The organism is Micromonospora sp. NPDC049900 (assembly GCF_044461025.1).
Taxonomy (GTDB): Bacteria; Actinomycetota; Actinomycetes; order Mycobacteriales; family Micromonosporaceae; genus Micromonospora.
This window is the reverse complement of sequence record NZ_JBITKM010000013.1, coordinates 123,752-147,973: the sequence shown is the minus strand read 5'-3', so window position 1 is coordinate 147,973 and position 24,222 is coordinate 123,752. Positions and strand designations below refer to the sequence as shown.

The window sequence follows — 24,222 nt, the reverse complement described above, 5'->3', positions numbered from 1 at the left end:
GGTACCTGGTGGGTTCACCCGGTTGAGGTCAGCGCCGCCGTGACCTCGCCGTCGGAGACCTCGTGGAAGTCGTCGTAGTAGGCGCCGACCGCGCCGAAGTCGACGGGTTGCAGCGCGCTGACCACCTCGTCGGCCTCGGCGGCCAACATCTCGTGGGCCTGGGGGGCGCTGACGGGTACGGCGACCACCACGCGGCGGGCACCGAGGTGGCGGGCGACCTGGACGGCGGCGCGGGCGGTCGCGCCGGTGGCCAGACCGTCGTCGACGATCAGGGCGATGCGTCCGGTGAGGTCCAATGGTGGTCGGCCGGCCCGGTAGAGCTGTTCGCGCCGGTCCAGTTCGGCCTGTTCGCGTTCCTGCACTCCGGCGATGTCGTCGGGGTCGAGGCGGCTGGCGATCACCTCGTTGAGGACGCGTTCGCCGCCGGGGCCGAGTGCGCCGAAGGCGACCTCGGGGGCCCAGGGCATGCCGAGTTTGCGGACCACGAGTGCGTCGAGGGGTGCGCCGAGGCGTTCGGCGACGACCTGGGCCACCGGCACGCCACCGCGTACCAGGCCCAGCACGACGAGGTCCGGTTCGCCGATCAGGTCGGTGAGTCGGTCGGCGAGTACCTGGCCTGCCTCGGTGCGGTCGCGGTAGGTGGTCATGTCCTCAGGTCTACGCCCTGTCGGTCGCCCGTGCTCGGCGGTTGCCGGATCCCGGGAAGGTCGAGCGCGGGTGCCCAGAGCAGGAACGCGATCGGGTACAGCAGGTAACCGAATCGGGTGGCGGGCATCAGCAGGATGGCGACGAGCAGGCCGTACCCGCAGATCAGGGCGGCGGTGCGAGCGGTGCGGGGTGGGCGGCGGGCGAGCAGGACGGCGATGGCGGTCCCGGCGGCGACCAGGAGGGCGGCGGCGACCACTCGCCCGGCGGGCAGGGTGTTCGCGATCAGGTAGCCGGGGAACGGTGTGGCGGCGGGGCTGGAGACCAGGCCGTGGCCGAGGGGGAAGCGCAGCACGTTCTCCACCAGCGCGGTGCGGTCGACCAGGAGGGTGGGGAGCAGTGCGGCGGCGGGGAGGCCGAGGGCTCCGGCGGCCACGCGCAGGCCGGCGCGGCGGGTGAGACCCCAGATGATCAGCACTGCGGCGACCGGCCAGGCGAAGAGCTTCAGGGCACCGGCGAGTCCGACCGCGATGCCGGACCAGCCGGGTCGGTCGGTGGCGGCGAGGGCGAGTGCCAGCAGGCAGAGCGCGAGTACGGGCAGGTCGTCGCCGCCGGTGGCGAGCGTGAGCGCGCAGACGGGCAGGACGGTGGCGGCCTGTACGCCGCGCAGCAGGAGGGCCTGGTGCCGGGTGGTCCGGCTGCGGGCGGTGGGTGGTCGCAGGATGCGGATGGCCAGCAGTAGCGCGACGGCGGTGCCGACGGCGAACCAGACCCGGGCGTCGGTCCACCAGGTGTCGACGAGTGCCCGGGGGATGCCGAACAGGGCCATGCCCGGCTGGTAGGGGGTGTAGCCGAGAAGTCGTTCGTCGGAGGGTAGGGCGGCGATGGCGTCGGGTCCGAGATAGGGCGTCCCGGTGTCGACGAGGCGGGCGCCGGAGTCCTCGACGACCAGGACTTCTTCCTGGGCGCGGTCGGTGCGTCCGGCCGTGCGTTGGATGCTCTGCCAGATCAGGGGCAGCAGGGCGGTGCCGGCCCAGGCGAGTGCGGTGACGAGGGCTCGGCCGGGCAGGGTGACCAGTTTCGAGTGTGGTCGGTGGCGGCGCAGGAGGAGTTGTCCGGTGGCGGCGAGTGCGGCGGCGAGGTAGCCGAGTGCGGCGATGGTGCCCCAGGCCCGGTGGGGTACGAGGGTGCTGGTGGCGGCGGTGATCGCGGCGAAGGCGGCTGCGGTGGCGTACAGGCCGAGGTCGAGGGCGAGGCCGTCGGCGGCGGTGTCGAGGCGTTGCCACCTGCTGAGGCGGTGGGTGGTCGAGGTGGCGGCGCTCACGTCGGCCAGTGTGTCAGGCGGGCCGGTGGTGGCCCCGGCCCCCCTGTCGGCGTCCCTTGCCCTTGGGTAGCCGGACGACGGCGCCGGCGTCGTGGAGGGGGGCGGCGAGGCTTCCCGGTCGGCCGCCGGCTCCGCGTTGGAGGGCGGCGAGGAGGGTGCCGGCGGCGAGGGGGCGGGCGAAGAGGTGGCCCTGTCCGGCGGTGCAGCCGAGTTCCCAGAGGGCGCGGCGTTGGGCCTCGCGTTCGACTCCCTCGGCGACGACGGCCAGGTTGAGGCTGCGGCCGAGGTCGAGGGTGGAGCGGATGATGGCGGCGGCTTCGGTGGCGGATTCCATGGCGGTCACGAAGCTTCGGTCGATCTTGAGTTCGTGGACGGGGATGCGGGAGAGCAGGGAGAGTGAGGAGTAGCCGGTGCCGAAGTCGTCGAGGGCGAGGCGGATGCCGGCGTCGCGCAGTCGGGTGAGTCCCTGGTCGACGACGTCGAGTTGGCTGAGGGTGAGGGTTTCGGTCAGTTCCAGGACGAGCCGGTCGGGGGGTAGGTCGTGGGCGCGTAGGCGGGCGAGTACGGAGCCGGGGAAGCGGGCGTCGAGCAGGCTGCGGGGGGAGACGTTGACCGCCACCGGGACGTCGAACCCGGCGTCGCGCCAGGTGCCGGCGGCGACCAGGGCCTGGTCGAGGATGGCTTCGGCGAACGCGGGCAGCAGCCCGGAGCGTTCGACGGCTTCCAGGAAGCGCAGTGGGTCGATCATGCCGTGGGTGGGGTGGCGCCAGCGCGCGAGTGCCTCGGCGGCGATGACTTCCCCGGTGCCGAGGTCGACGATGGGCTGGAAGTTGACCGTGAACTCCTGGTCGGCGACGGCGCGGGGTAGTTCGCCGCCGAGAGTGAGTCGGCCGATGTCGGCGGTGTCGCGCGCGGGTGCGTAGGTGGCGATCCGGTTTCCGCTTCGTTTGGCCTGGTACATGGCGACGTCGGCGCGTCGGAGCAGTTCGACCATGCCGCCGGTGGCGGGGGCGACGGCGATGCCGCCGCTGGCTTCGACGCTGATCCGCATGCCGTCGATGTCGAAGGGTTCGTGCAGGGCGGCGAGGAGTGTGTCGGCGCGGTGTGCGGCGACTGCGGGGGCGGGCAGTGCGCGCAGGAGTACGGCGAACTCGTCGCCGCCGAGGCGGGCGACCAGGTCGTCGGCGCGGGCGGCGGCGCGGAGCCGTTCGGCGACCTGCATCAGCATCTGGTCACCGGCGGCGTGGCCGAGGGTGTCGTTGACCTCTTTGAAGTGGTTGAGGTCGATGAGGACGAGGGCGGTGATGCCGTCGGCGTGCCGGTGGTGCAACTGCTCGTTGCCTTCTTCGAGCAGGTGGCGTCGGTTGGCCAGTCCGGTCAGTGCGTCGTGTGCGGCGGCGTGGGCGTGGGCCTGGGCCACCCGGGCGAGTTCGGCGTACGCCTGGGCGTTGCGGACGGCGGTGCAGAGTGCGGAGGCGAAGGTGTGCAGGGTGTACCGCTCCCGTTCGGAGAGCCGTACCGGTCCGCGGAAGCGGAGGCGCAGCATGCCGACGTCGACGGTCTTGTCGTGTCCTTCGAGGCGTACGGGGACGGTGGCGCCGTGTACCTCGGTGGGCTCGCCGATGGGTCCGTCGTACGTGAGGGTCTCGGTGGAGCCGCGTACCACGCGGCCGTCCTCGCGTAGTTCGATCTCGACCTCGTCGGCGGAGAAGAGTTCGGCGGCGCGGGTGACCGCTGTGGTGAGCACGTCGTCGAGTTCGACGACGTTGAGCGCGTCGGTGGTCTGGGCGAGTCGTTGCCAGGCCTGTTGTTCGGTGCGGGTGCGCACTCTGCTCGAGTAGAGCAGGTGAAGGCTGAGTACCAGAGGCGGTACGGCGAGCAGCAGCCGAATGTCGATCTTGATCGTCAGTACGGTACCGACAATGACGAGGAGGCGGGTGAGTGCCGCCGTGAGGCGGAGATCCCAGTCGTCGCGGAAGAGCTTGCGTAGCGAAATACCGGTCGCCATCGCGATCACCGGCAGGGTGATGATTTCGTCGAGGAGTACTGCGGTCAGGTAGGCGGCTGCGATTGGAATGACCGTCTGCGCGACGTCTGGATTGTTCGGTGTCCATTCGAGGATCTCAAGAACGAGTCCTGCGCCGCCGGCGACGAGCATGTTCTTGCTGATGCCGAAGACTCTCTTTAGTGACGTCAGTCGTGTCGGAGTCGTGGCGATGGCGATTCCCAGGCCGGTGGCAAGAATGACCACGGGGGTCGGTGCCACGGCGAGGCCGATCACGATGGCGGTTTCGGTCCAGGCGATCTCATGATTCGTCGAACGAATTCGGATCCTGACCGTCACTGTGAAGGCGACGGCGACCAGCGAGATCAACGTGGCCCAGACGATGGTGGCCTCGCGGCCGCCGTAGCTCGGCAGGTGGGCGGCGGCCACGGCGCCCGTCAGCCCGGCTGAAACGACGACGAGACCGACTAGCGGGCGTAGCCGCCGATCGGTCCCGGTCTGTCGTTGCTGTGGAGCCAAACCTCGTCCTCATTCGTCACCGAGGGACTGCGCTCCGCAATCGTACTTGTGTCGGCGCTGGTGCAGAAGAAGACGGATCACTTCCACTCGTGCGAGCTCATCTCAACCCCCTGACTTGTTTCCGGCCTGCCTGATGACCGAACACTAGGGGGCGATTGCTCAATTTAGCTATAATAAATGTCGTATTGCGCAGAATGGGCCAACATGATGGTGTTATGTAACGTTCTGTCCCGCCTTCCTGACGGAGGGTCTAAATGCCGTAGCTGTTGAGTTGCGGCCCTCCGTGTCGGTGATGTCGAGCTTTATGTTTCGACAAGGGTGGCCGAAGTGTCTGCGCATATCATCGTCGCTTCGGCCAGCATGCCGCATCAGGGCGGGATATCTGCTCGGGCGGTGGTCGCTAAGCTGCACACGGTGATCAGGTGGATGCGGTAGAGGAGCACGTGCGGGTTCAGGTCCTCGGTGGGCTTGTCGTCCGTGTCGGCTCGGTCACGCTCACCCTCGGCACACCGAAACAACAGACGGTGTTCGCGGTGCTCGCATGCAACGCCGGGCAACTGGTCTCGGTCGACCAGCTCGTCGACGAACTGTGGCCGGACGGCCCGCCCCCATCCGCCGTGCCGAACCTCCGGACGTACGCCGCGAACCTGCGTCGTGGCCTCGAGTCGATGCTCCCCGGACGTGAGGTACTGGTTCGCGCTCGGGACGGCTACCGACTGTTGGCGGAGCGGACTGAGGTGGACGTCCACGCCTTCCAGTCGGAGGTCGGCGCGGCACGTGCGCTCACCGGTGCGGACGAGGAGGCGGCGGCGAAGCTGCTCGAGCAGGCTCTGGCTCGCTGGCAGGGCCCCATGCTCACGGGCGTGGCCCTCGGACCGGCCCTGGTGGCGCACGTGGCCTCGGCGACCGAGGACAGGATGCTGGCGGCCGAGCTCCTGGCCGAACTGCAGATCCGGCTCGGTCGCTACGAACCCGTCCTGCCGCTGCTACGGGAGTTGCTTGCCAGGGAGCCGCTGCGGGAGCGGGCCCATCTGCTCCTCATGCGTGCCCTGCACCTCAGGAACGACCACGCCGGCGCTATCGCAGCGTACGCCGCAGCCCGCCGCATGCTGCGGGAACACCTCGGCATAGAACCCGGGGCCGAGCTCCGGACGCTCTATCGGCAGATCGTTGAGCAGGAGCGTGCGCCTCGCCGGCACCCTGACCTGACACCAGCCTCGTCCGTCGTCACGTCCGAGTTACCTGAGCAGTCACGCGTCCGGTCAGCACCAGGGCGGGGGGTGGTCTGGCTGCCACGCGCGGTCCCGGACTTCGTGGGCCGGGAATCCGCAGTCGAACACCTGTTGACGGAGACGCGCCGGGTCGGACGACAAGCTCCAGTCGTGCATCTCGTCGACGGGATGGCCGGTAGCGGCAAGACCTCGCTCGCCGTCCACGTCAGCGGACGATTGAGGGAGCACTATCCGGACGGCGGGCTGTTCATCGATCTCAAAGGGCACGACCGTACGGAGAAGCTAGACACGTCAGGGGCACTCGCCACGTTGCTACGGCAGCTCGGCATTCCTGGTGACCGCATACCTCCGGAACTCCAGGACCGCCTCGCCCTCTGGCGTCAGGAACTAGCCGTCCACCGATTGATCATCGTGCTGGACAACGCGGCCGATGCCGAGCAGGTCGCCGCCTTGTTGCCCACGTCCCCGGGATGCGTGGTGATCGTGACGTCACGGCGACGGGTCACCGGCCTGGACGTCAGCCCGCCGTTGTCCCTGCCGGTGATGGACCGGGCGGAAGGTGTTGCGCTGCTCGCCTCGGCCGTCGGCGCGGAACGGGTCGCTGCGGAACCGGAGGCGGCAGCGGCGGTGGTGGAACATTGCGGGCGGCTGCCGCTGGCGATCCGGCTCGCCGGCTCGCGGTTGGCACATCGCCCGACCTGGCGTCTGGCCGACCTCGCGAAGCTGCTCGACGACAACGTCCGTCGGTTGGATCACCTGACGTCGCGCGACCGGACCGTCGTCGGTGCCTTCGCCGCTTCCTATGAATCGTTGCCCGGTACGGCCAGGCGACTCTTCCGATTGCTCAGCGTGCATCCGGGTGATGAGTTCGACACGACGATGGCGAGCGCCTTGTCCGGACTCGCCACCGAGGTGGCCATTCGGACACTCGACGAGCTCCTGGATTGCCACCTGATCGAGGATGTCGGGATCGGTCGCTACCGAATGCACGACCTCATCCGGCAGTACTCACGCGAACTGTCGTTACGCAACGACACGAAGGCCGTTCGCGATGAGGCTCTGGGCAACCTGATCGACACCATGCTTCATCTGAGCTTCCCGGTCGCCGATCGCCTCGAGTCCCGATTCGTCCGACGGCACGTGACCCTCGATCCACCTCGCCGCCCCGACTTGCAGCGAGCTGCGGACGAACCGACCGAGGATTGGATGGCGGTGCAGCGCGTCAACCTGGTCGCACTCGTCGCCCGCGCACACGAGGAAGGACTCCACGACCAGTCGTGGCGACTGGCCCGACTGCTCTGGCGTTTCCTGTACGTCCGTGCCTACTTCGACGACATCGTTTCCACCCACCGCCACGGGCTGCTGGCAGCCCAAGCAGCCGGGGCCGAGGACGCCGTGGCGGCGATGCACAACTACCTTGCCTCCGCCTACCTGCGCAAAGGCAACTACGGGGATGCGCTCGCCCACGTCACCGAGGCCGTACGGATCTCCGAGCGGCGCGACGACCTGCCGAACCTCGGCCGGTACCGGACGAATCTCGTCGCAGTGCACTGGATACGTGGTGAACTCCAGGAAGCAGCGAGGGTAGGTGAACGCTGCCTGCGCGGTGCCAACGGGTACGGCGCCGACGAGGTGCCCAGCTTCCTGCCGAACATCGGGCTCGCCCTGATGCTGTTGGGCAGGTACGAGGAGGCGTTGCACCTGCATCGTCTGCATCTGTTCGCCGGGCGCCAGGCGGGTAGCACTTTCCATATCCTCAACGCGCTGAGTCACATCAGTGGGGTGAAGTGCCGCATGGGACGGTACGAGGAGGCACTCCGGGCCCTACGGACCGTGCTGATCCTGCGCAAGCGCACCGGTCACCGGTACGCCGAGCCGGAAGCCCGGAACGAGATGGGCACCGTGCTCCGGTGCCTCGGTCGAACCGAGGAGGCGGTGGCCCAGCACGAGGCCGCCCGGCGGCTGGCGATCGAATCAGGCGAGCGTCACGTCCAAGCCGCCGCCCTCAACGATCTGGCGCTGACCCTCGCCGAGTCCGGTGACGCAGAGCGGTCGATCGGCCTGCACCATGAGGCGTTGCAGGTGGCGACGCGGATCGGCCATCCGTACGAGCAGGGCAGGGCACTGGTGGGACTGGCTGACCAACTGTGGGCTGACGATCCGGTCGCCGCGCGGCGGCACTGGGAGCGTGCGCTGGCGATCTTCCGTCGGATGGGGGTACCGGAGCGGTTCGAGGTGGAACGCCGATTGGCGGACCTCGCCGGGACCGACCACCGCCACACCACGGAGTTCTCCTGAGCCTCGCTCCCCGTCGCCGTCGCTTATCGATTTCTTATCGACCGGCTGGGTAGCGTCTCGACGTCGCCGACGGGGGGAGATCCGCCACGGACGGATTTCGTCGCGACACCCTTGCCCCGGTTCGTCCCAGCTACTGGGGCAGGGTGCGGAAGGGGGCGGCGCGCGAGCGCCACTCCTTCCGCGAAGCACCACAGCGGACTGCCTCCGCGATGCACCGCACACCGGGCACGCCGGTGCGGAGGGATAGGCTCGCCGGCGTGACCGAACCCGCCCAGCTCACCCACGTCGACGCGACCGGTGCGGCGCGCATGGTCGACGTCTCCGCCAAACAGGTATCCGGTCGGGTGGCCGTCGCGGCCGGTCGGCTGCGCACCACGTCCGAGGTGATCGAGCTGCTCCGCCGGGACGGGTTGCCCAAGGGCGACGCGCTGGCCGTCGGCCGCCTGGCCGGGATCATGGGCGCCAAGCGCACCCCCGACCTGATCCCGCTCTGCCATCCGATCGCGTTGCACGGCGTCACGGTCGACCTGGAGCCCACCACGGACAGCGTCGAGATCACCGCCACCGCCCGCACGGCCGACCGGACCGGCGTCGAGATGGAGGCACTGACCGCCGTGGCCGTCGCCGGGCTGGCCCTGGTGGACATGGTCAAGGCGGTCGACCCGGCGGCGAGCGTCGAGGCGGTCCGGGTGGTGCGCAAGGAGGGCGGCAAGACCGGCCTCTGGGAGCGTCCGGCGGACCGGCCGTGATCCGCGCCCGGGTGGTGGTGGCGTCCAACCGTGCCGCCGCCGGCGTGTACGCCGACACCAGCGGCCCGCTGCTCGCCGACGGGCTGCGCGAGCTGGGCTGCGAGGTGGACGACCCGGTCGTGGTGCCGGACGGCGAGCCGGTGGGACACGCGATCCGCGCGGCGGTGGCCGCCGGGGTGGACGTGCTGGTCACCAGCGGCGGCACCGGAGTCACGCCGACCGACCGGACTCCCGACGTGACCCGGGCGCTGCTCGACTACGAGATCCCCGGCATCGCCGAGGCGCTGCGCGCCCACAGCCGTGACCGGGTGCCCACCGCCGTGCTGTCCCGGGGCGTGGCCGGGGTGGCCGGGCGCACCCTGGTGGTGAACCTTCCAGGGTCCACCGGTGGCGCCCGGGACGGTCTCGCCGTGCTGGGGCCGATCCTCGCGCACACCGTCGACCAGTTGCGCGGTGGCGACCACTAGGCGAACCGATAGGCTCGGCCGGGTGAGAACGGAAACCGCATCCGCCACCGAGGGCGCCGTCGCGCCGCCGCCGGCCGGCTGGGAGGAGGCGCGCTCCCGGGTGTACGCGGTGGGCCTGGCCGCCGTACTCCCCGCGGTCGAGCGCCCGCTCGCCGATGTCGACGGGTACACCCTCGCCGATCCGCTCACCACCCGGACGGACCTGCCGGCGTTCCCCACGTCGAGTGTGGACGGCTGGGCGGTCCGGGGCGCCGGACCGTGGCGGGTGGTCGGGCGGGTGCTGGCCGGCGGGACACCGGCCCCGTTGACCGAGGACGGGACGACCGTCGAGATCGCCACCGGCGCGATGGTGCCGTCGGGTACCACCGCCGTGCTGCGGGTCGAGGAGTCGACGCGTACCGCCGACGGGTCGGTCGACGGCGTGCCGCGCGGGACGCCGGAGTGGCGGGATCCGGGCGAGGAGGCGGCGGCCGGTGAGGAACTGCTCCCGGCCGGTACGCCGGTCGACCCGGCGGTGATCGGCCTGGCCGCCTCCTGCGGTCACGACACGCTGCGGGTACGCCGACAGCCCCGGGCCGCGCTGCTGGTCTTCGGGGACGAGCTGCTCACCGCCGGTCCGCCCGCTGCCGGGCGGGTCCGGGACGCGCTGGGCCCGACCGTGCCGAGCTGGTTGCGCCGGTACGGCTGCCAGATCCGTGCCGCCGACGTGGTCGGCCCGGTGGCCGACACGCTGCCCGACCATGTGGCCGCGCTGCGGACCGCGTTGGCCCACGCCGACCTGGTCTGCACCACCGGCGGGACGATGCACGGGCCGGTCGACCACCTGCATCCGGCGCTGGCCGAGCTGGGCGCCGACTACGTGGTCAACACCGTCGCGGTACGCCCCGGTTTCCCGATGCTGCTGGCCCGGGTGGTCGGCGGCGACGGCCGGGTCCGGTTCGTCGCCGGGCTGCCCGGCAACCCCCAGTCCGCCGTCGTCGCCCTGGTCTCGCTCGTCGCGCCGCTGCTGGCGGGTCTCGCCGGTCGGGTGGCGCCGGTGCTGCCGCACGTCACACTGGCCGAGCCGGTGCCGGGACGCGGCGACCACACGCACCTCGCCCTGGTCCGGCTCGACCGGGCCGCCGGGACGGCCCGCCCGGTCCGGCACGTCGGGTCGGCGATGCTGCGCGGGCTTTCCGGAGCGGACGGGTTCGCCGTGATCCGGCCGGGCAGCACCGGCACCGCCGGGGACCGGGTGCCGCTGGTGCCGCTGCCGCTGCTGTCCGGGGAGCGGGCGTGGTGATCGTGGTCGGGGACGTCACCGAGCAACCGTTGGACCTGGCGGCCCACGAGGCGGCCGTCACCGACCGGCGGGCCGGCGCGGTGGTCTCCTTCGCCGGGGTGGTACGCGACCACGACCACGGCCGTGCGGTGGTGAGCCTGGAGTACGAGGGCCATCCGAGCGCCGCCACCATCCTGCGGGAGGTGGCCGCCGAGATCGCCGCCGACCCCGACGTCTACGCGGTGGCCGTGTCGCACCGGATCGGTCCGCTCGCCATCGGCGACGCGGCGCTGGTCGCGGCGGTCAGCACCGCACATCGGGCAGCCGCGTTCGCCGCCTGTGCCCGGCTGGTGGACGAGGTGAAGGCGCGGCTGCCGATCTGGAAGCGGCAGGTCTTCGCCGACGGCACCGAGGAATGGGTCAACTGCCCGTGAGCGCCGCAGGTGCCGGGTCGCGCTGACCCGGCACCGTCGAGGCCCCCCGGTCAGCGCCGGTGCGCAAGCAGCGCGGTGCGGGCCATTCGGTCGGTGTAGAAGGCGGGTTCCGCGCCGGGACGCCACGGCAGGGCGGCGACCAGCACGATCAGCGCCAGCGCGAGGGAGTTCTCCATCAGCGCCCCGAACAGCCCGTTCTCGTAGTGCGAGACCTCGGGGAGCTGGTGCTCGTACGGCCAGATCGGCGAGATCAGGAAGAGCAGGTAGAGCCCGATCGCGGCGAGGCCGTGCCGGAGTCCGGTGAGAGTCGGGTACCAGATCGGCGGGCGGAGCGCGGACACGCCCGGTGGACCGCCGTACGCGCCGGAGGTGGACCGCTGGGCCGGGCCTCGGCTGGCGTCGTGGCGGCGGATCGCCGCGTCGGCCAGCACGATGATCGCCGGGATCACCCAGACGAGGTGGTGCGTCCAGGAGATCGGACTGATCACGTTGGCGGTCAGACCGACCAGGGTGAAGGCGGTCAGCTCGTCACCGTCGGCGTGTGACTGCGAGGCCCGGGACAGGCCCACCGCCAGCACCAGCACCGCGAAGGCGAGCCAGAGCAGCGTCGGGGTCTCGATCGAGTCGTACAGCCGCGCCAGCAGACCGGCCAGCGACTGGTTGGGCGTCATGTCGGCGGCACCGACCCGCTCGGTCTGCCACAGCACGTTGCCGAAGTAGGCGCGGGACTCGGCGCCCACGATGCCGAAGCTGCCGATGGTCACCGCGACGGTGGTGCCGATCGCGGTCGCGGCCACCCGCCACTGGCGAGTGATCATCAGATAGAAGATGAACAGCGCCGGGGTGAGCTTCACGGCCGTGGCCAGGCCGATGCCCACGCCGGCCCAGGCACCACCGTAGACGAACCGCAGCAGTGGCCCGTCGCTGTCCGCCTGGTGCGTGCCGCGCCGGGACCGCCAGCGCAGCGCCACCAGATCGGCCATGATCAGAGCGAACAGCAGCAGGTTGACCTGCCCGTAGCCGAGCGTCTCGCGGGTCGGCTCGATGGCGAGCGCGACCGGCGTGGCGATGGCCACCGTGTACCACAGTGGGCAGCCCAGCCGGTCCACTATCGGCCGTAGCAGGGCGGCCAGCACCACGGCCAGCGCGGCGATGCTGACCAGCGCGTTCACCAGCCCCGCCACGGTCACCGGCAGGTGCGCCATGGGCAGCATCGCCAGCCCGGCGAAGGGTGGGTAGGTGAATCCCAGGGTGGTGTCGGGCGCGACGAACTCGTACAGCTCGTGACCGCTCGCCCACCAGACCACCGCGCCGTGGTAGATCTTCATGTCGAAGAAGTTGTACGGACGCCCGAAAGCGCCGATGGCGAGCCATGCGGCATAGGCGACGGCGGCGACGATGCCGACCCGTACGACTGTCCTACGATCGATCCCACGCGTTACGCGGCGGACTGCGGCGAGGCGGTCCAGCCTTTTACCGACGCTCGTCGGCATGGCTCGGCCACCCCCGTACCAAGGTCGTCCTACCCGTCCAGGTCCGGTAGGGAGCCTAGAACGGCGCCTCACGTCAGTGCCTCCCGCGTTATGCGACCGTGTCCGATCCCACACAATCTTTTGACATTTCCACCGCGTTAACGCCTACCGGGCGGTTCAGGTGATTCGCGGCCTTAGCCAGACTGGGGGTGGGATCAGAGCAGGTCAGCGAGGGGGTGACGATGACTCAGCCGGGGATCCGCCGTGCGGTTGCCGCCGATCGGACGGCGATCCGGGCTTCGCGACGTGCGGTCCGCACGGCACGGCGTACCGACCGTCGGGAGTGGCCGATCCGGTGGCCGGCCCGCCACCGCAGGCCCGGCTTGCCCTCGGTGTCCGCTGCGGCGAGCAGCAACCCGCCGAACAGACCGAGGTTCTTGAGGAAGTGAATCTGGTTGTTGTTCCGCGTCGCCTGGTCGTCGTTACGCCAGAAGGGATGCCCGGCGAGGGTGACCGGGACCAGCGTGCCGGCCAACACGAGTGCTGCCGGCCGGGTGAACCTCCCGGTGGCCAGCATCAGCCCGGCACCGAACTGGACGGCGGCGTTGGCGCGGATCAGGCTCACCGTGTCGGTGGGGATGCGGGCGTCCGCGCGTTGCAGCAGCGGCGCCACCCGGTCGGTGACCGGCTGCGCCGCCGGCACCAGACGTTCCGGGTTGGTGAAGTTGCGGGCGCCGCTGACCACGAAGATGCCGCTCAACATGGCGCGGGCGAGGGATCGTACGGGCGTCATGGAACAGTCATACCCCGTCCGTGACCTCGACATGCCCCGCAACGGCCCATCCCGATCGATCGGGTGGCCCGGACGGCCCGAGCGGCGACGACGCCACGCCGATCACAGCGACCGTCACTGATGGATGCGCTACGCGCGGTAACCTCCCCGCGTGACGACGCTGCGGCTCCGACCCGAGGACCCGGCAGACACCGGCGCGGTCCGCCGGGTACTGGCCGCCGCCTTCGCCCGCCCCGACGTGACCACCCCGCCGGAGGTACGCCTCGTCGACGAACTGCGGGCCGGCGAGGCGTGGCTGCCGATGCTGGCGATGGTCGCCGAGTACGGCGGCGAGATCGTCGGCTACGCCCTGCTGACCCGGGTCCGGGTGTGCGCGGACGGGGTCAACGTCCCGGCGCTGGTGCTCGGACCGGTGGCGGTGGCACCGCACCGGCAACGGATCGGGCTCGGCGGCGCGGTGGTGCAGGCAGCCCTGGAGGCGGCCACCGAACTCGGCGAGCGGCTGGTCGTGGTGCTCGGCGACCCCGCGTACTACCGGCGCTTCGGTTTCAGCCGAGCCGACCGGATGGGCCTGACCAGCCCGTGGTCCGGCCTGGGCGAACCATGGCAGGCCCTGGTCCTCCCCCCGACGACCTCAGGCGAGCCGCCCGCCCCACGGGGCGAGGTGGTCTTCCCGCCCCCGTGGTCCAAGGTCTGACCCCGCCCGACCTCGCCTGCGTCCGCGATCATCGAGTTGTGGTCGTGCTCGATGCAGGATCGAGTGGTGTCACCCTTGCCCCGAGACCACTCGATCCCGGATCGAGCGTGATCTCGCGGCGAGGTTGGCAAGTCGGGTCGCGAGGCCGTGTCAGGCGGGTTGGGTGCGGAGGTAGCGGCCGAAGTGCGGGACGGTGAAGGCGACCGTGCCGCGTTCGCCGGAGTAGATCAGGCCCTTCTTGATCAGGGCGTCCCGGGCCGGGGAGAGGCTGGCGGGCTTGCGGCCGAGAGCGCGCGCGATCTCGGCGGTCGGCACCGCGGCGTCCATGTCGTCCCGGCCGCCTCCGTCGGCTGCCCCCTCGACCAGGGAGAGGGTCGCCATCGCCCGCATGTACTCGCGTTCGGCCGGGGTGGCCCGCTCGAAACGCGAACCGAAGAACCCCACCGCCAACTCGGCCTCGGCCTCCGGGGCGGCCACCCGGACGTCGGCGGCGGTGATCGGTGATCGGGGCGCGTGGTCCCAGGTCGCCTTCCCGTACGCCTGGACGAAGTACGGATACCCGCCGGACTTCTCGTAGAGCAGGTCGAGCGCCTTCGCCTCGTACTCCACGTCCTCCCGCTCGGCCGGTGCGCAGAGTGCCTGGTCGGCGGCGATGCGGTCGAGCCGGTCGATGCGTTGGTAGCGGAACAGCCGCTCGGAGTACGACTTGGCGGCGCTCAGCACCGCCGGCAGGTGCGGCAGGCCGGCGCCGACCACGATCAGTGGTGCGCCGAGTTGGGAGAGTTCGTGGCAGGCCGCGCAGAGCGCGGAGACGTCCTCCGCCCCGAGATCCTGCATTTCGTCGATGAAGACGGCCACGCCGGTGCCCACGTCACTGGCCACCGAGGCGGCGTCGGTGAGCAGCTCGACCAGGTCGATCTCGATGTCGCCGGAGTCGGCCCGGCCGGTGGCCGCCGGTACGTCGATGCCGGGCTGCCACCGGTCGCGCAGCTTGGCGGCACCGGCGCGACCGGTCGGGGCGCCCCGTTGGGCGAAGGCTTTGAGCACCCCGAGGAACGCGTCGATCCGGTCCGGTGCGCGATGGCGAGGGGCCAGTTCCCGGACGGCCATGTGCAGGGCCGCGGCGATCGGTCGGCGCAGTGACTGGTCGGGGCGGGCCTCGATCTTGCCGCTGCCCCAGAGGTTGTTGATCGCCTGTGAGCGCAGCGTGTTCAGCAGCACGGTCTTGCCGACGCCCCGCAGCCCGGTGAGCATCAGGCTCCGCTCCGGACGACCTCGGGCGATGCGTTCCAGCACGATGTCGAAGACGTCCAGCTCCCGCCCCCGCCCGGCCAGTTCGGGCGGGCGCTGACCAGCGCCCGGAGCGTACGGGTTGCGGACCGGATCCACGAATCGCACAGTATCGGGCCGTCTAGACGGGAGGCTAGACATGGATAGACGGGGCTACCGGCGTGTTGCCGTCGACCAAAAACTAGTGCTGTCTAGCGTGGACGCCAGACAGCACTAGTTTGACCGATCGTCGGTCCGACGGTCAGCCGCGCTGCTTGAGGCAGAGCACGAAGTCCAGCGAGTCCAGCTCGCTGTCGTAGAAGTACCAGTTGGTGTAGCCGTCGACCGGGGCGCACTTCGCCTCGGCGTCCCGCTCGCCGCTGGTCTTGCCGTCGAATCGACGCAGCACCTCGTACGACTTCGGCACGCACTCGCTGATCACCAGCTTGGGCTTCCCACTGGCGGGCCCCTCGTTGCGTACGCACTCACCGGGCTCGACGAACCGGGGATCGGTGGACGAGGCGTCCGACGGCGGGTCGGTCGGCGTCTCGTCCTCGTCGTCCGGCCCGGCCGGAGTCACCGGCGCCTCCTCCGGAGTGGGGGCGGCCACCGGCGTCGGCGTCTCGTCGTCCTGCCCGAGCAGGTAGAACGCGGTCGCGCCCCCGAGCACGAGCACCAGGACGGCCGCCAGCACCGCGAAGACCCGACCCCGACCCCGCCCGCGCTCCGGTGGTGGCACCGGCTGCCCGGCGTACGCGGACTCCGCACCGTCGCCCTGGTAGGGCGGATAGGTCGCGGTGTCCGACGAGTCGTAGTAGGGCTGTCCACCGCCGTAGCCCTGTCCACCGCCGTAGGGCTGTCCGCCATGGCTCGGCTCGTGCCACGGCGAAGGGCCGCCGTCACCCGGTGGTCCGTAGTTCGCCATGCACGCACTCCTGAGGCCGTGGGGGGGAAACGGTGGGCCGGTGCCGGTCGTCGCCCACGTCACCGTAGCGTGCGACCGTCTCACCGACCGTCCGTACGCGATCACGTAACGGTCACTGCGCCGCGCCGCCCCATCCACCCTGCGCAGGGCGACGGACGCTCAGATGAGCCGAAGCTGATGGTCCTTCGGTCGGCGGGGTCCAGCGGTGTCACCGAGCCGCTCGAAGAGGCCGGCGTCGATCACGTCGAGGAACGGGGACGGTCGGCAGTCCCGCTCCGACCCGTGTCGGACCCGGCGTGCCGCGTGGCTGACGTAGAGGCGGTCCTGTGCCCGGGTCAGCCCGACGAAGAACAACCGCCGCTCCTCGGCGATCGCGTCCTCGTCCGGGGTGGTGCCCGGCCAGCGCAACGGCAGCAGTCCGTCCTCGGCTCCGACCAGGAACACCACCGGGAACTCCAGGCCCTTGGCGGCGTGCAGGGTCAACAGGGTGACCGCCTCGGCGCGGGGGTCGAGCGCGTCCACCTCCGCCCCGGTGGCGAGCTGGGACAGGAACATCTCCAGGTCGTCACCGCACCGGCGGGCCAGCGGAGCCAGCAGGTCGACCGCGGTACGCACGTCCTCCGGCCGGACCCCGTGCGAGCCGTCGAGGGTGGGCGTGGCGAACCGTTCCGCGAGCGACTGGCCGGCGAGGCGTACCTGGGCGGGCAGCGCGCCGTCGACGTCGGTGACATGCCGCAGCTCGCGCGCGATGGCCATCACGCCGGGCCGGTCCCGCAGTCGGTCGTGCGATCGCTTCTGCACCGGGACGTTGGCCCGGGCCAGGGCGTCCACGATCGATGCGGCCTGCGAGTCGGTGCGGTAGAGCACCGCGATGTCGGAGAAGGACAACGTGCTCGACCGGCCGTCGATGCGCCCGGAGTCCAGCGACCGGTGGGACAATCCGCCGACCAGGTCGTCGACGGTGCGTACCACGAAGTCGGCCTCGTCGGCGACGGACGCCGCGGCGTACCGTCCGACCAGCGGGGCCTCCGGGTCGAGCCGGGCCGGGTCGAGTCGGCGTCCGCGGACCAGCGACGACGGCGCGATGGCCTGTACGGCGGCGGCCAGGATCGGCGCCGAGGACCGGTAGTTGCGGTTCAGCCGGACCAGCCGGGCGTCGGTGAAGTCCTGGGAGAAGCGCAGGAAGTAGCCGACGTCGGCGCCCCGGAACGAATAGATCGCCTGGTCCGGGTCACCGATCGCGCAGAGGTTGCCGTCGGCGGGGCTGAGCAGGCGCAACAGCTCGTACTGGACGGCGTCGACGTCCTGGTACTCGTCGACGAAGATCCACTGCCAGCGGTCCCGGTAGCGCTCGACCAGCCTGCGGTCCTCGCGCAGCAGCGCCACCGGCAGGGTGAGCAGGTCGTCCAGGTCGACCATGCCCTGCTTGCGCAGCAGCGACGTGTACCGGGCCGGATCGTCCCCGGCCTCCGCGCGGGCCGCCGTCCGGTCGGCGTCGTCGGCGATCCGGAAGTCGTCCGGCAGACCGGCCGTGGCCGCGTTCTCCCGCAGGATGGTCAGTCCGAGTGAGTGGAACGTACCCACGGTGACGTCCTCGGCGACCGGCCCGAGCAGCCCGTCGAGTCGGTGCCGCAGCTCCTCGGCGGCTCGTCGGGTGAAGGTGATCGCCAGGCACCGCTCGGGGAAGACGTTCAGCTCCGCGCAGAGGTATGCGATCCGGTGGGTCAGCGTACGGGTCTTGCCGGTGCCCGGACCCGCGACGATCAGCAACGGGCCGCCGGGTGCCGAGGCGGCCACCCGCTGCATGGCGTCGAGCCGGTCCAACAGCCCGCTGCCCACCTCCTCCATGCCGGCCAGCATCGGCTCGAACGGTTCGTGCGGGGAGGGCGGCGGCGCGATCGGTGGTGGCGGGACGGGTGCGGGAGCCGCCTTGCGTTTCGGTTCCGCCTTGGCCGCCGGCCGCTTCGCCCTCGTCTCCACGCCGACCGACTCGGCGGGTCGCCGCTGCGCGGGCACCTGCACGGGCACGTCGAACAGCGTCTCCTGCCCGCTCGACGCCGCACCGGCGCCCAGTTCGCTCGGGTCGAAGAGGGTGATGACGCCGTACTCGCCGTCGTAGCCGGGCACCCGACGGACCTCGTCGCGGCGAAGTCGACCGATGCCCTCCGCGAGCAGTTCGCCGCCGACCCGCCCGATGTCGTCCAGCGGGGCACGGGTCAGGATGTCCAGTTCGGAGCCGAGCGCGGCGACCAGGTCGGTGAGCTTGCCCTCGACCTTCTTGGAACGCGGACCGACCTTGTTGATCTCACCGAGGATCTCGGCGAGCTGGATCAGGTGAGTTACCTCGGGCGCGTGCTCCGGCCGGTACCCCTCGGGCCGGTCGGCCAGGTCCTCGACCCGGCTCAGGACGCCCACCGTCAGCGGTTTGCCGCACTCCGGGCAGCGTCCGGCGGCTGCCCTGGTCCGCTCCGGTGCCCAGTTCACCCCGCACAGCCGGTGGCCGTCCGCGTGGTACTTGCCCTCCTCGGGGAAGAACTCGATCGTGCCGGCCAGCCCGTCGCCGGTCCGCAACGCCTCCCGGATGCCGAAGTAGTCCCGGTCCGAGGCGAAGACGGTCGCCTCCCGGGCCAGCGCGGGCGGCGAGTGGGCGTCCGAGTTGGACACCAGCCGGTAGGTGTCAAGGCTGCCGACCCGCCAGTTCATCGCCGGGTCCGAGGAGAGCCCGGTCTCCACCGCGAAGATGTGCTCGGCCAGGTCGGCGTAGCAGTCGGCGATCGCGTCGAAGCCGGACTTCGAGCCCAGCGCGGAGAACCAGGGTGTCCAGATGTGCGCCGGCACGAGGTAACCGTCCGGGCTCGCCTCCAGCGTGATCTCCAGCAGGTCACGGGAGTCCAGGCCGAGGATCGGGCGGCCGTCGGACCCGAGATTGCCGATCCGGCCCAACGCGGTGTTGAACCGGCCTACCGCGTCGAGGTCCGGCAGGTAGATCAGGTGATGGACCTTGCGGGTCCGGTCGTCCCGCTTGTAGATCGTCGAGATCTCCACGCTGAGCATGAACCGCACCGGATCGCTCTCGGCGTGGCTGGACAACCGGGGCGGCAACCGGCGGGCGATGTCCCGCTCGGTCTCGTCGGACAATCGGTACAGACCGGGCTCGGCGGGGCGCAGGGTCTCCCGCAGGTGGTCGTACCAGGCGGGGTGGGTGAAATCGCCGGTGCCGAGCACCGCGATGCCCTTGCGTTTCGCCCACCAGCCGAGGTTCGGCAGGGTCAGGTCACGGCTGCAGGCCCGCGAGTATTTCGAGTGGATGTGCAGATCCGCGACGAAGGGCGGGCGGCCACCGGGGGGTACGGCGCTGAACGGAGGCACGCCGCATCCTGCCACGACCGGCCACGCCCATGCGCGCCGCCACGCTCGGGCGTGAGGTTCGCTATGCCGAACGCAGTTCCACGAGAGTGACCTGAGGCTCCGCGCCGACGCGCACCGGCGGGCCCCAGAAGCCGGCCCCGTTGGTCACGTAGACCTTGGTCCCGTCCACCTCGCCCAGGCCGGAGACCACCGGCTGCTCCAGCTTGACCAGCAGGTTGAACGGCACGATCTGGCCACCGTGGGTGTGCCCGGACAGTTGCAGGTCGACGCCGTACTTCGCGGCCTCCATCGCGGCCACCGGCTGGTGGGCGAGAAGCACCACCGGCCGGGACGGATCCCGGTCGGCGAGGGTGGCCGCGTAGTCGGGCGGGGCCGAGACGCCGGTGCCGACCGCGCTGACGTCGTTGACGCCGGCCAGGTCGAGCACGCCACCCCGGGCGGCGATCTCCAACCGCTGGTTCTGCAGGACCCGCAGTCCGAGCCGGTCGACCTCGGCCACCCACTCCTCGACACCCGAGTAGTACTCGTGATTGCCGGTGACGAAGTAGCTGCCGTGCCGGGCCCGCAGGTCGCGCAGCGGGGCGGCGTCGTCGCCCAGCTCGGCCACCGTGCCGTCGACCAGGTCACCGACGACCGCGACGATGTCGGCGTCCAGACGGTTGATCGCGGCGACGATGCGCTCGGTGTGCGCCCGACCGGTCAGCGGCCCGATGTGGATGTCGGAGACGGTGGCGATGCGCAGGCCGTCCATGCTGCGCGGCAACTTCGCCAGCGGGATCTGCACCCGGTCCAGTCGGGGCGGGCCCATCGCGGTCCGCACCCCGTACCCGACCAGGCCGGTGGCGGTGAGCCCGGCGAAGATCGCCGCACCACGGGCGAGCAGCAACCGGCGGGACGGGTCGTGGTCCGGGCCGACACCCGCGTCGTCGGCTGCCGGGGCGACCGACCCGGCGTCGTCGGTGCTCGGCGGGTCCGCCGGGGTGACGCTGCCGACCCGGGCCGGCTCCGGTGCGACGGACGCCGCCCGGCGGCGCAGCACCAGCCGCGTCACCAGCATCGGCACTTCCAGCGCGACGAGGATCACCAGCAGGTAGAACATCACCGCGAGCCAGAGATAACCCGGCCAGGCGAGCCAGTACATCCCGGACCGGGTGCCGATCATGGTCGCCGGTACGAGCAGCGCCAGCACCACCGCGCTGACCGTGCCGATCCGCCGCCAGCGCCCGGCGGTGGTGGTGTCCTTGACCAGCCGCTTCCAGAGGTAGAGGTGGATCAGCCCGGTGATCAGGGCAAGCGTGGCCACGAAGCCGAGTACCGCGAACACGTTTGTGGATCCCCCTCAGCCACCGGCGAAGGGAGGCAGGACGTCGATCGTCGCTCCGGCCGGTAGCGGCTGCTTCCGATCATGACAGGTCACACCGTCGACCAGAAAACTCGCCACCTTGAGCACCGGCACGAGTCGCGCCCCGTGCCGGTCGGACAACTCCGCCAGCACCTCGTCCAGCGACCGGCCGGCGGTGGTGGTCTCCTCGGCGCGACCGGCGGCGGCCCGGGCCCCGGCGAAGTAGCGGACGGTCAGGGTCGACACGGTCACCCTCCGATGGCCGACATCGGCCGGGTCGGTTGCAGGAAGGTCGGGTCGTCGATGCCGTGTCCGGCCCGCTTGCCCCAGGTCGCCGCCGTCCAGCGGCGGGCCACCTCGTCGTCGTCGGCCCCGGCCCGCAACGCCTCCCGCAGGTTCGACTCCTCGGTGGCGAACAGGCAGTTGCGGATCTGACCGTCGGCGGTGAGCCGGGTCCGGTCGCAGTCGCCGCAGAAGGGCCGGGTCACCGTGCCGATCACGCCGACCCGCGCCGGGCCGCCGTCGACCAGCCAGGTCTCGGCGGGCGCGGTGCCGCGCGCGGTCGGATCCGGACTCAGCGCGTACGCCGCGCGTAGCGTCGTCAGGATCTCCTCGGCGGTGACCATGGCGTCGCGGTCCCACCCGTGCTGGGCGTCCAGCGGCATCTGCTCGATGAACCGCAGCTCGTAGCCGTGGTCGAGGGCGAAGCGGAGCAGCGCCGGTGCCTCGTCGTCGTTCACGCCCCGCATCAGTACCGCGTTGACCTTGACCGGGGTCAGTCCGGCGTCGGCGGCACCGGCCAACCCGGCCAGCACGTCGGAGAGCCGGTCGCGCCGGGTGAGCCGGGTGAAGCGCTCACGGTCCAGCGTGTCCAGCGAAACGTTCACCCGGTCCAGCCCGGCCTCGCGCAGCGCCGGAGCCAGCCGGTGCAGCCCGATGCCGTTCGTGGTCAGCGAGAGCCGGGGGCGCGGGTCGAGTGCGGCGGCGGCCGAGACGATGTCGACCAGCCCCGGGCGGATCAGCGGTTCGCCGCCGGTGAACCGGACCTCGGTCACGCCGAGCCGGCACACCGCCACCCGGATCAGCCGGACCACCTCGTCGTCGGTGAGCAGTTTCGGCCCGGCCAGCCAGGGCAGTCCCTCGGCGGGCATGCAGTACGTACAGCGCAGGTTGCACTTGTCGGTCAGGGAGACCCGCAGGTCCCGGGCGACGCGGCCGTACCGGTCGACGAGGGCGCCGGTGGTCGGCGGGGCGACGCTCACCCGTCGACCGTAGCGCGCTCGGCCCCGCTCAGGGTGGCGCGGGCGGCGTGGACGACCGAATCCCGGTACGCGCTGCCGAACATCGCGGTGTGCACCAGCAGCAGATGCAACTGGTGCAACGGCACCCGGTCGCGCCACCCGTCGGCCAACGGCCAGGTCGCGTCGTACGCGGCCAGGATCCGGTCCGCGTACGGTGCCCCGCCGAAGAGCGCGAGCTGGGCGAGGTCGGTCTCCCGGTGCCCACCGTGCGCGGCCGGGTCGACCAGCCAGACCCGGTCGTCGGCGCCCCAGAGCAGATTGCCCGGCCAGAGGTCGCCGTGGATGCGGGCGGGCGGCTCGTCCCCACCGAACTCCTCGATGCGGGCCACGACCTGCTCGACGAGCGCGGCGGCGGGGGCGTCCAGGGCGCCGCCGTCGACCGAACGACGCAGGTAGGGCACGATCCGGGCCTGAGCGAACCAGGCCGACCAGGGACCGTCGTGCGGCGTGTTGTCGGCCGGCAGCGCGCCGATGAAGCCCGGCCAGCGTGCCCCGAAGGCGGGTGCCCCGGCCCGGTGCGTCTCGGCCAGCTCACGCCCGAAACGGTCGGCCGCCGCCCGCTGGGGCTCGCCCGGCTGCACCCACTCCAGCGCGAGCAGGTCGGGCAGGGCCACCAGCACCTCCGGTACGGCGACCGCGTCGGCCTCCCGTAACCAGCGCAGCCCGGCCGCCTCGGTGGCGAAGAAGTCCTCCGGCACCTTCCGACCGGCGTGCTCCGGCCAGGTCTTGGCGAACACCGAGTGCCCGTCGTCCAGGGTCAGTCGGCTGGCGGCACAGATGTCGCCGCCACGCACCGGAGTCTCCCGGATCCGCTGGTGGGTCAGGAAGGTCGGTAACTGCTCCGGATGCGCCCGCAGGTACGCCAGATCCATCCCCGCAAGGTATCCCTTCGGGAGTAAGGAAGGGCCCCCTACTAACGCCTCGTGTATAGGAAGGGTCCCCTCCTTACATCCGTACGCAGCGTGCGGGAATCAGGCGAATCGCGCTGAGCTGGGAGAATGCGCACGGTGACTGTGGATAACCCGCGTGTCGTCCACAGGGGCGGCGGCGGGAACCGGTCCGCTCGCAGGCTGGCCGCATGAACTCCACGGACCTGCCCCGGCTCACCGTCAGATCGCCCGCCGACCTCATCGCGGCCGTGCCGTACCTGCTCGGCTTCCACCCCACCGACAGCGTCGTGGTGGTGGCGCTGACCGGCTCGCGGATCGTCTTCGCCGCTCGGACGGACCTGCCCGGCGAGGGCGATCCGCAGGAGTCGGCGGAGCACATCGCCGCGGTGACCGCTCGGCAGGGCGCCGATTCGGCCACGGCCATCGGGTACGGTCCGGCCGCCCGGGTCACTCCGGCCGTGGACGCGGTCCGGGTGGCGCTGGCCGACGCCGGGCTCACCGTGCTGGACGCGCTGCGGGTCACGGGTGGCCGGTGGTGGTCGTACGTCTGTCAGGAGCCGGAGTGCTGCCCGCCCGAGGGCACCCCGTACGACCCGGAGGTCAGTGCGGTGCCGGCTGCGGCGGTCTTCGCCGGCCAGGTCGCGCTGCCGGACCGGGCCGCTCTCGTCGCAGCGGTTGCCCCGCTCGGTGGGCCGGAGATGCCGCGCGCCGCCGAACGGGCTGAGCGGCGCTTCGCCGACCTGCTGGCCGAGGCGCCCCCGGCCGACCTGCTCGGCGGCCGGGCGCTGCGGACGGCCGGGGTGGCGGCGTTGCGGGTCACTCGACGTCGGCACCGTGACGGCGAGCCGTTGACCGACGACGAGGTGGCGTGGCTCTGCCTGCTGCTGACCCACCTGCCGGTGCGGGACCACGCCTGGGAACACACCGACGGCCGGGACGAGGACGTGGCGTTCTGGACCGACCTGGTGCGCCGGGCCGAGCCGGAGCTGTCCGCCGCGCCGGGCGCTCTGCTGGCGTTCGCCGCGTGGCGCGCGGGGCAGGGCGCGCTGGCGGCGGTGGCGCTGGAGCGGGTGCTGGCCGAGCACCCGGACTACTCACTCGCCCTGCTCCTGGACGACCTGCTCCGTCGGGGAGTGCCGCCGTCACGCCTGGACGGTTGGCCGAGATCACCCAAGGCGCTGCGGCGGGGCGGGCGGCGATCCCGTCGCCGTCCGCGATGATTGACAAGAA

The 24,222-nt window shown here is 71.5% G+C and carries 19 protein-coding genes; 7 read left to right on the top strand and 12 right to left on the bottom strand.

Features of this window, described 5'->3' with window-relative positions:
• Positions 1-14 precede the first annotated feature (14 nt).
• From ACIBMZ_RS24365 to ACIBMZ_RS24355, 3 genes are read right to left on the bottom strand one after another with little or no spacing between them, the layout of a single operon-like run.
• Complete coding sequence (locus ACIBMZ_RS24365) at positions 15-647, bottom strand: phosphoribosyltransferase (RefSeq protein ID WP_396697484.1); 633 nt, start codon at positions 645-647, stop codon at positions 15-17.
• Positions 644-1,969 (bottom strand): glycosyltransferase family 87 protein, encoded by a 1,326-nt coding sequence (locus ACIBMZ_RS24360; protein ID WP_396697482.1) that lies wholly within the window; start codon positions 1,967-1,969, stop codon positions 644-646. Before ACIBMZ_RS24360 ends, ACIBMZ_RS24365 begins: the two co-directional genes overlap by 4 nt.
• Before the next feature lie 13 nt (positions 1,970-1,982).
• Positions 1,983-4,493 (bottom strand): putative bifunctional diguanylate cyclase/phosphodiesterase, encoded by a 2,511-nt coding sequence (locus ACIBMZ_RS24355; RefSeq protein WP_396697480.1) that lies wholly within the window; start codon positions 4,491-4,493, stop codon positions 1,983-1,985.
• Positions 4,494-4,915: 422 nt separating this feature from the next.
• Here ACIBMZ_RS24355 and ACIBMZ_RS24350 point away from each other — a divergent pair, with 422 nt between their 5' ends.
• The 5 genes from ACIBMZ_RS24350 (at position 4,916) to ACIBMZ_RS24330 (ending at position 10,934) form a co-directional block, all read left to right on the top strand.
• The gene (locus tag ACIBMZ_RS24350) at positions 4,916-8,023 is read left to right on the top strand and encodes an AfsR/SARP family transcriptional regulator (RefSeq protein ID WP_396697478.1); all 3,108 of its coding nucleotides are present in this window, start codon (positions 4,916-4,918) and stop codon (positions 8,021-8,023) included.
• A gap of 257 nt (positions 8,024-8,280) precedes the next feature.
• Positions 8,281-8,772, top strand: a complete 492-nt coding sequence (gene moaC / locus ACIBMZ_RS24345; RefSeq protein WP_396697476.1) for a cyclic pyranopterin monophosphate synthase MoaC — start codon at positions 8,281-8,283, stop codon at positions 8,770-8,772.
• Positions 8,769-9,239 (top strand): molybdenum cofactor biosynthesis protein B, encoded by a 471-nt coding sequence (locus ACIBMZ_RS24340; protein WP_396697474.1) that lies wholly within the window; start codon positions 8,769-8,771, stop codon positions 9,237-9,239. The genes moaC and ACIBMZ_RS24340 overlap by 4 nt, the downstream gene beginning before the upstream one ends.
• 22 nt (positions 9,240-9,261) lie before the next feature.
• Complete coding sequence (locus ACIBMZ_RS24335) at positions 9,262-10,521, top strand: molybdopterin molybdotransferase MoeA (protein WP_396697472.1); 1,260 nt, start codon at positions 9,262-9,264, stop codon at positions 10,519-10,521.
• On the top strand, positions 10,515-10,934 hold the full coding sequence (locus tag ACIBMZ_RS24330; RefSeq protein ID WP_396697470.1) for a molybdenum cofactor biosynthesis protein MoaE: 420 nt from the start codon (positions 10,515-10,517) through the stop codon (positions 10,932-10,934). Before ACIBMZ_RS24335 ends, ACIBMZ_RS24330 begins: the two co-directional genes overlap by 7 nt.
• Before the next feature lie 50 nt (positions 10,935-10,984).
• Here the strand turns inward: ACIBMZ_RS24330 and ACIBMZ_RS24325 are convergent, their stop codons facing one another.
• Both ACIBMZ_RS24325 and ACIBMZ_RS24320 read right to left on the bottom strand, forming a co-directional pair.
• Complete coding sequence (locus tag ACIBMZ_RS24325; RefSeq protein WP_396697468.1) at positions 10,985-12,427, bottom strand: glycosyltransferase 87 family protein; 1,443 nt, start codon at positions 12,425-12,427, stop codon at positions 10,985-10,987.
• Between the two features lie 226 nt (positions 12,428-12,653).
• The gene (locus tag ACIBMZ_RS24320; protein ID WP_396697466.1) at positions 12,654-13,199 is read right to left on the bottom strand and encodes a DoxX family protein; all 546 of its coding nucleotides are present in this window, start codon (positions 13,197-13,199) and stop codon (positions 12,654-12,656) included.
• A 151-nt stretch (positions 13,200-13,350) separates the two neighbouring features.
• On the opposite strand from ACIBMZ_RS24320, the gene ACIBMZ_RS24315 reads away from it, so the two are divergent.
• Positions 13,351-13,896: a GNAT family N-acetyltransferase gene (locus ACIBMZ_RS24315; protein WP_396697464.1), complete on the top strand. Its 546-nt coding sequence runs from the start codon at positions 13,351-13,353 to the stop codon at positions 13,894-13,896.
• A gap of 150 nt (positions 13,897-14,046) precedes the next feature.
• Here ACIBMZ_RS24315 and ACIBMZ_RS24310 read toward each other — a convergent pair whose 3' ends face one another.
• From ACIBMZ_RS24310 to ACIBMZ_RS24280, 7 genes are all read right to left on the bottom strand, one after another.
• The gene (locus tag ACIBMZ_RS24310; RefSeq protein WP_396697462.1) at positions 14,047-15,285 is read right to left on the bottom strand and encodes an AAA family ATPase; all 1,239 of its coding nucleotides are present in this window, start codon (positions 15,283-15,285) and stop codon (positions 14,047-14,049) included.
• Positions 15,286-15,427: 142 nt separating this feature from the next.
• Complete coding sequence (locus tag ACIBMZ_RS24305; protein ID WP_396697460.1) at positions 15,428-16,090, bottom strand: hypothetical protein; 663 nt, start codon at positions 16,088-16,090, stop codon at positions 15,428-15,430.
• A 159-nt stretch (positions 16,091-16,249) separates the two neighbouring features.
• Entirely contained in the window at positions 16,250-19,459 is a 3,210-nt protein-coding gene (locus tag ACIBMZ_RS24300; protein ID WP_396697458.1) for a UvrD-helicase domain-containing protein, read from the bottom strand.
• A gap of 61 nt (positions 19,460-19,520) precedes the next feature.
• Positions 19,521-20,783: a metallophosphoesterase gene (locus ACIBMZ_RS24295; protein WP_396697456.1), complete on the bottom strand. Its 1,263-nt coding sequence runs from the start codon at positions 20,781-20,783 to the stop codon at positions 19,521-19,523.
• Between the two features lie 15 nt (positions 20,784-20,798).
• The gene (locus ACIBMZ_RS24290; protein ID WP_396697454.1) at positions 20,799-21,053 is read right to left on the bottom strand and encodes a MoaD/ThiS family protein; all 255 of its coding nucleotides are present in this window, start codon (positions 21,051-21,053) and stop codon (positions 20,799-20,801) included.
• Entirely contained in the window at positions 21,050-22,063 is a 1,014-nt protein-coding gene (moaA, locus tag ACIBMZ_RS24285; protein WP_396697452.1) for a GTP 3',8-cyclase MoaA, read from the bottom strand. Before moaA ends, ACIBMZ_RS24290 begins: the two co-directional genes overlap by 4 nt.
• Positions 22,060-22,974: a fructosamine kinase family protein gene (locus ACIBMZ_RS24280; RefSeq protein WP_396697450.1), complete on the bottom strand. Its 915-nt coding sequence runs from the start codon at positions 22,972-22,974 to the stop codon at positions 22,060-22,062. Before ACIBMZ_RS24280 ends, moaA begins: the two co-directional genes overlap by 4 nt.
• Before the next feature lie 206 nt (positions 22,975-23,180).
• Between ACIBMZ_RS24280 and ACIBMZ_RS24275 the strand changes: the two genes are divergently transcribed.
• On the top strand, positions 23,181-24,212 hold the full coding sequence (locus ACIBMZ_RS24275) for a DUF4192 domain-containing protein (protein ID WP_396697448.1): 1,032 nt from the start codon (positions 23,181-23,183) through the stop codon (positions 24,210-24,212).
• Positions 24,213-24,222 lie beyond the last annotated feature (10 nt).

Excerpts from the sequence above, each read along its gene's own strand:
- ACIBMZ_RS24365 (WP_396697484.1), bottom strand. The coding sequence starts at position 647 with ATGACCACCTACCGCGACCGCACCGAGGCAGGCCAGGTACTCGCCGAC.
- ACIBMZ_RS24325 (WP_396697468.1), bottom strand. The coding sequence starts at position 12,427 with ATGCCGACGAGCGTCGGTAAAAGGCTGGACCGCCTCGCCGCAGTCCGC.
- ACIBMZ_RS24320 (WP_396697466.1), bottom strand. The coding sequence starts at position 13,199 with ATGACGCCCGTACGATCCCTCGCCCGCGCCATGTTGAGCGGCATCTTC.
- ACIBMZ_RS24305 (WP_396697460.1), bottom strand. The coding sequence starts at position 16,090 with ATGGCGAACTACGGACCACCGGGTGACGGCGGCCCTTCGCCGTGGCAC.
- ACIBMZ_RS24280 (WP_396697450.1), bottom strand. The coding sequence starts at position 22,974 with ATGGATCTGGCGTACCTGCGGGCGCATCCGGAGCAGTTACCGACCTTC.
- ACIBMZ_RS24275 (WP_396697448.1), top strand. The coding sequence starts at position 23,181 with ATGAACTCCACGGACCTGCCCCGGCTCACCGTCAGATCGCCCGCCGAC.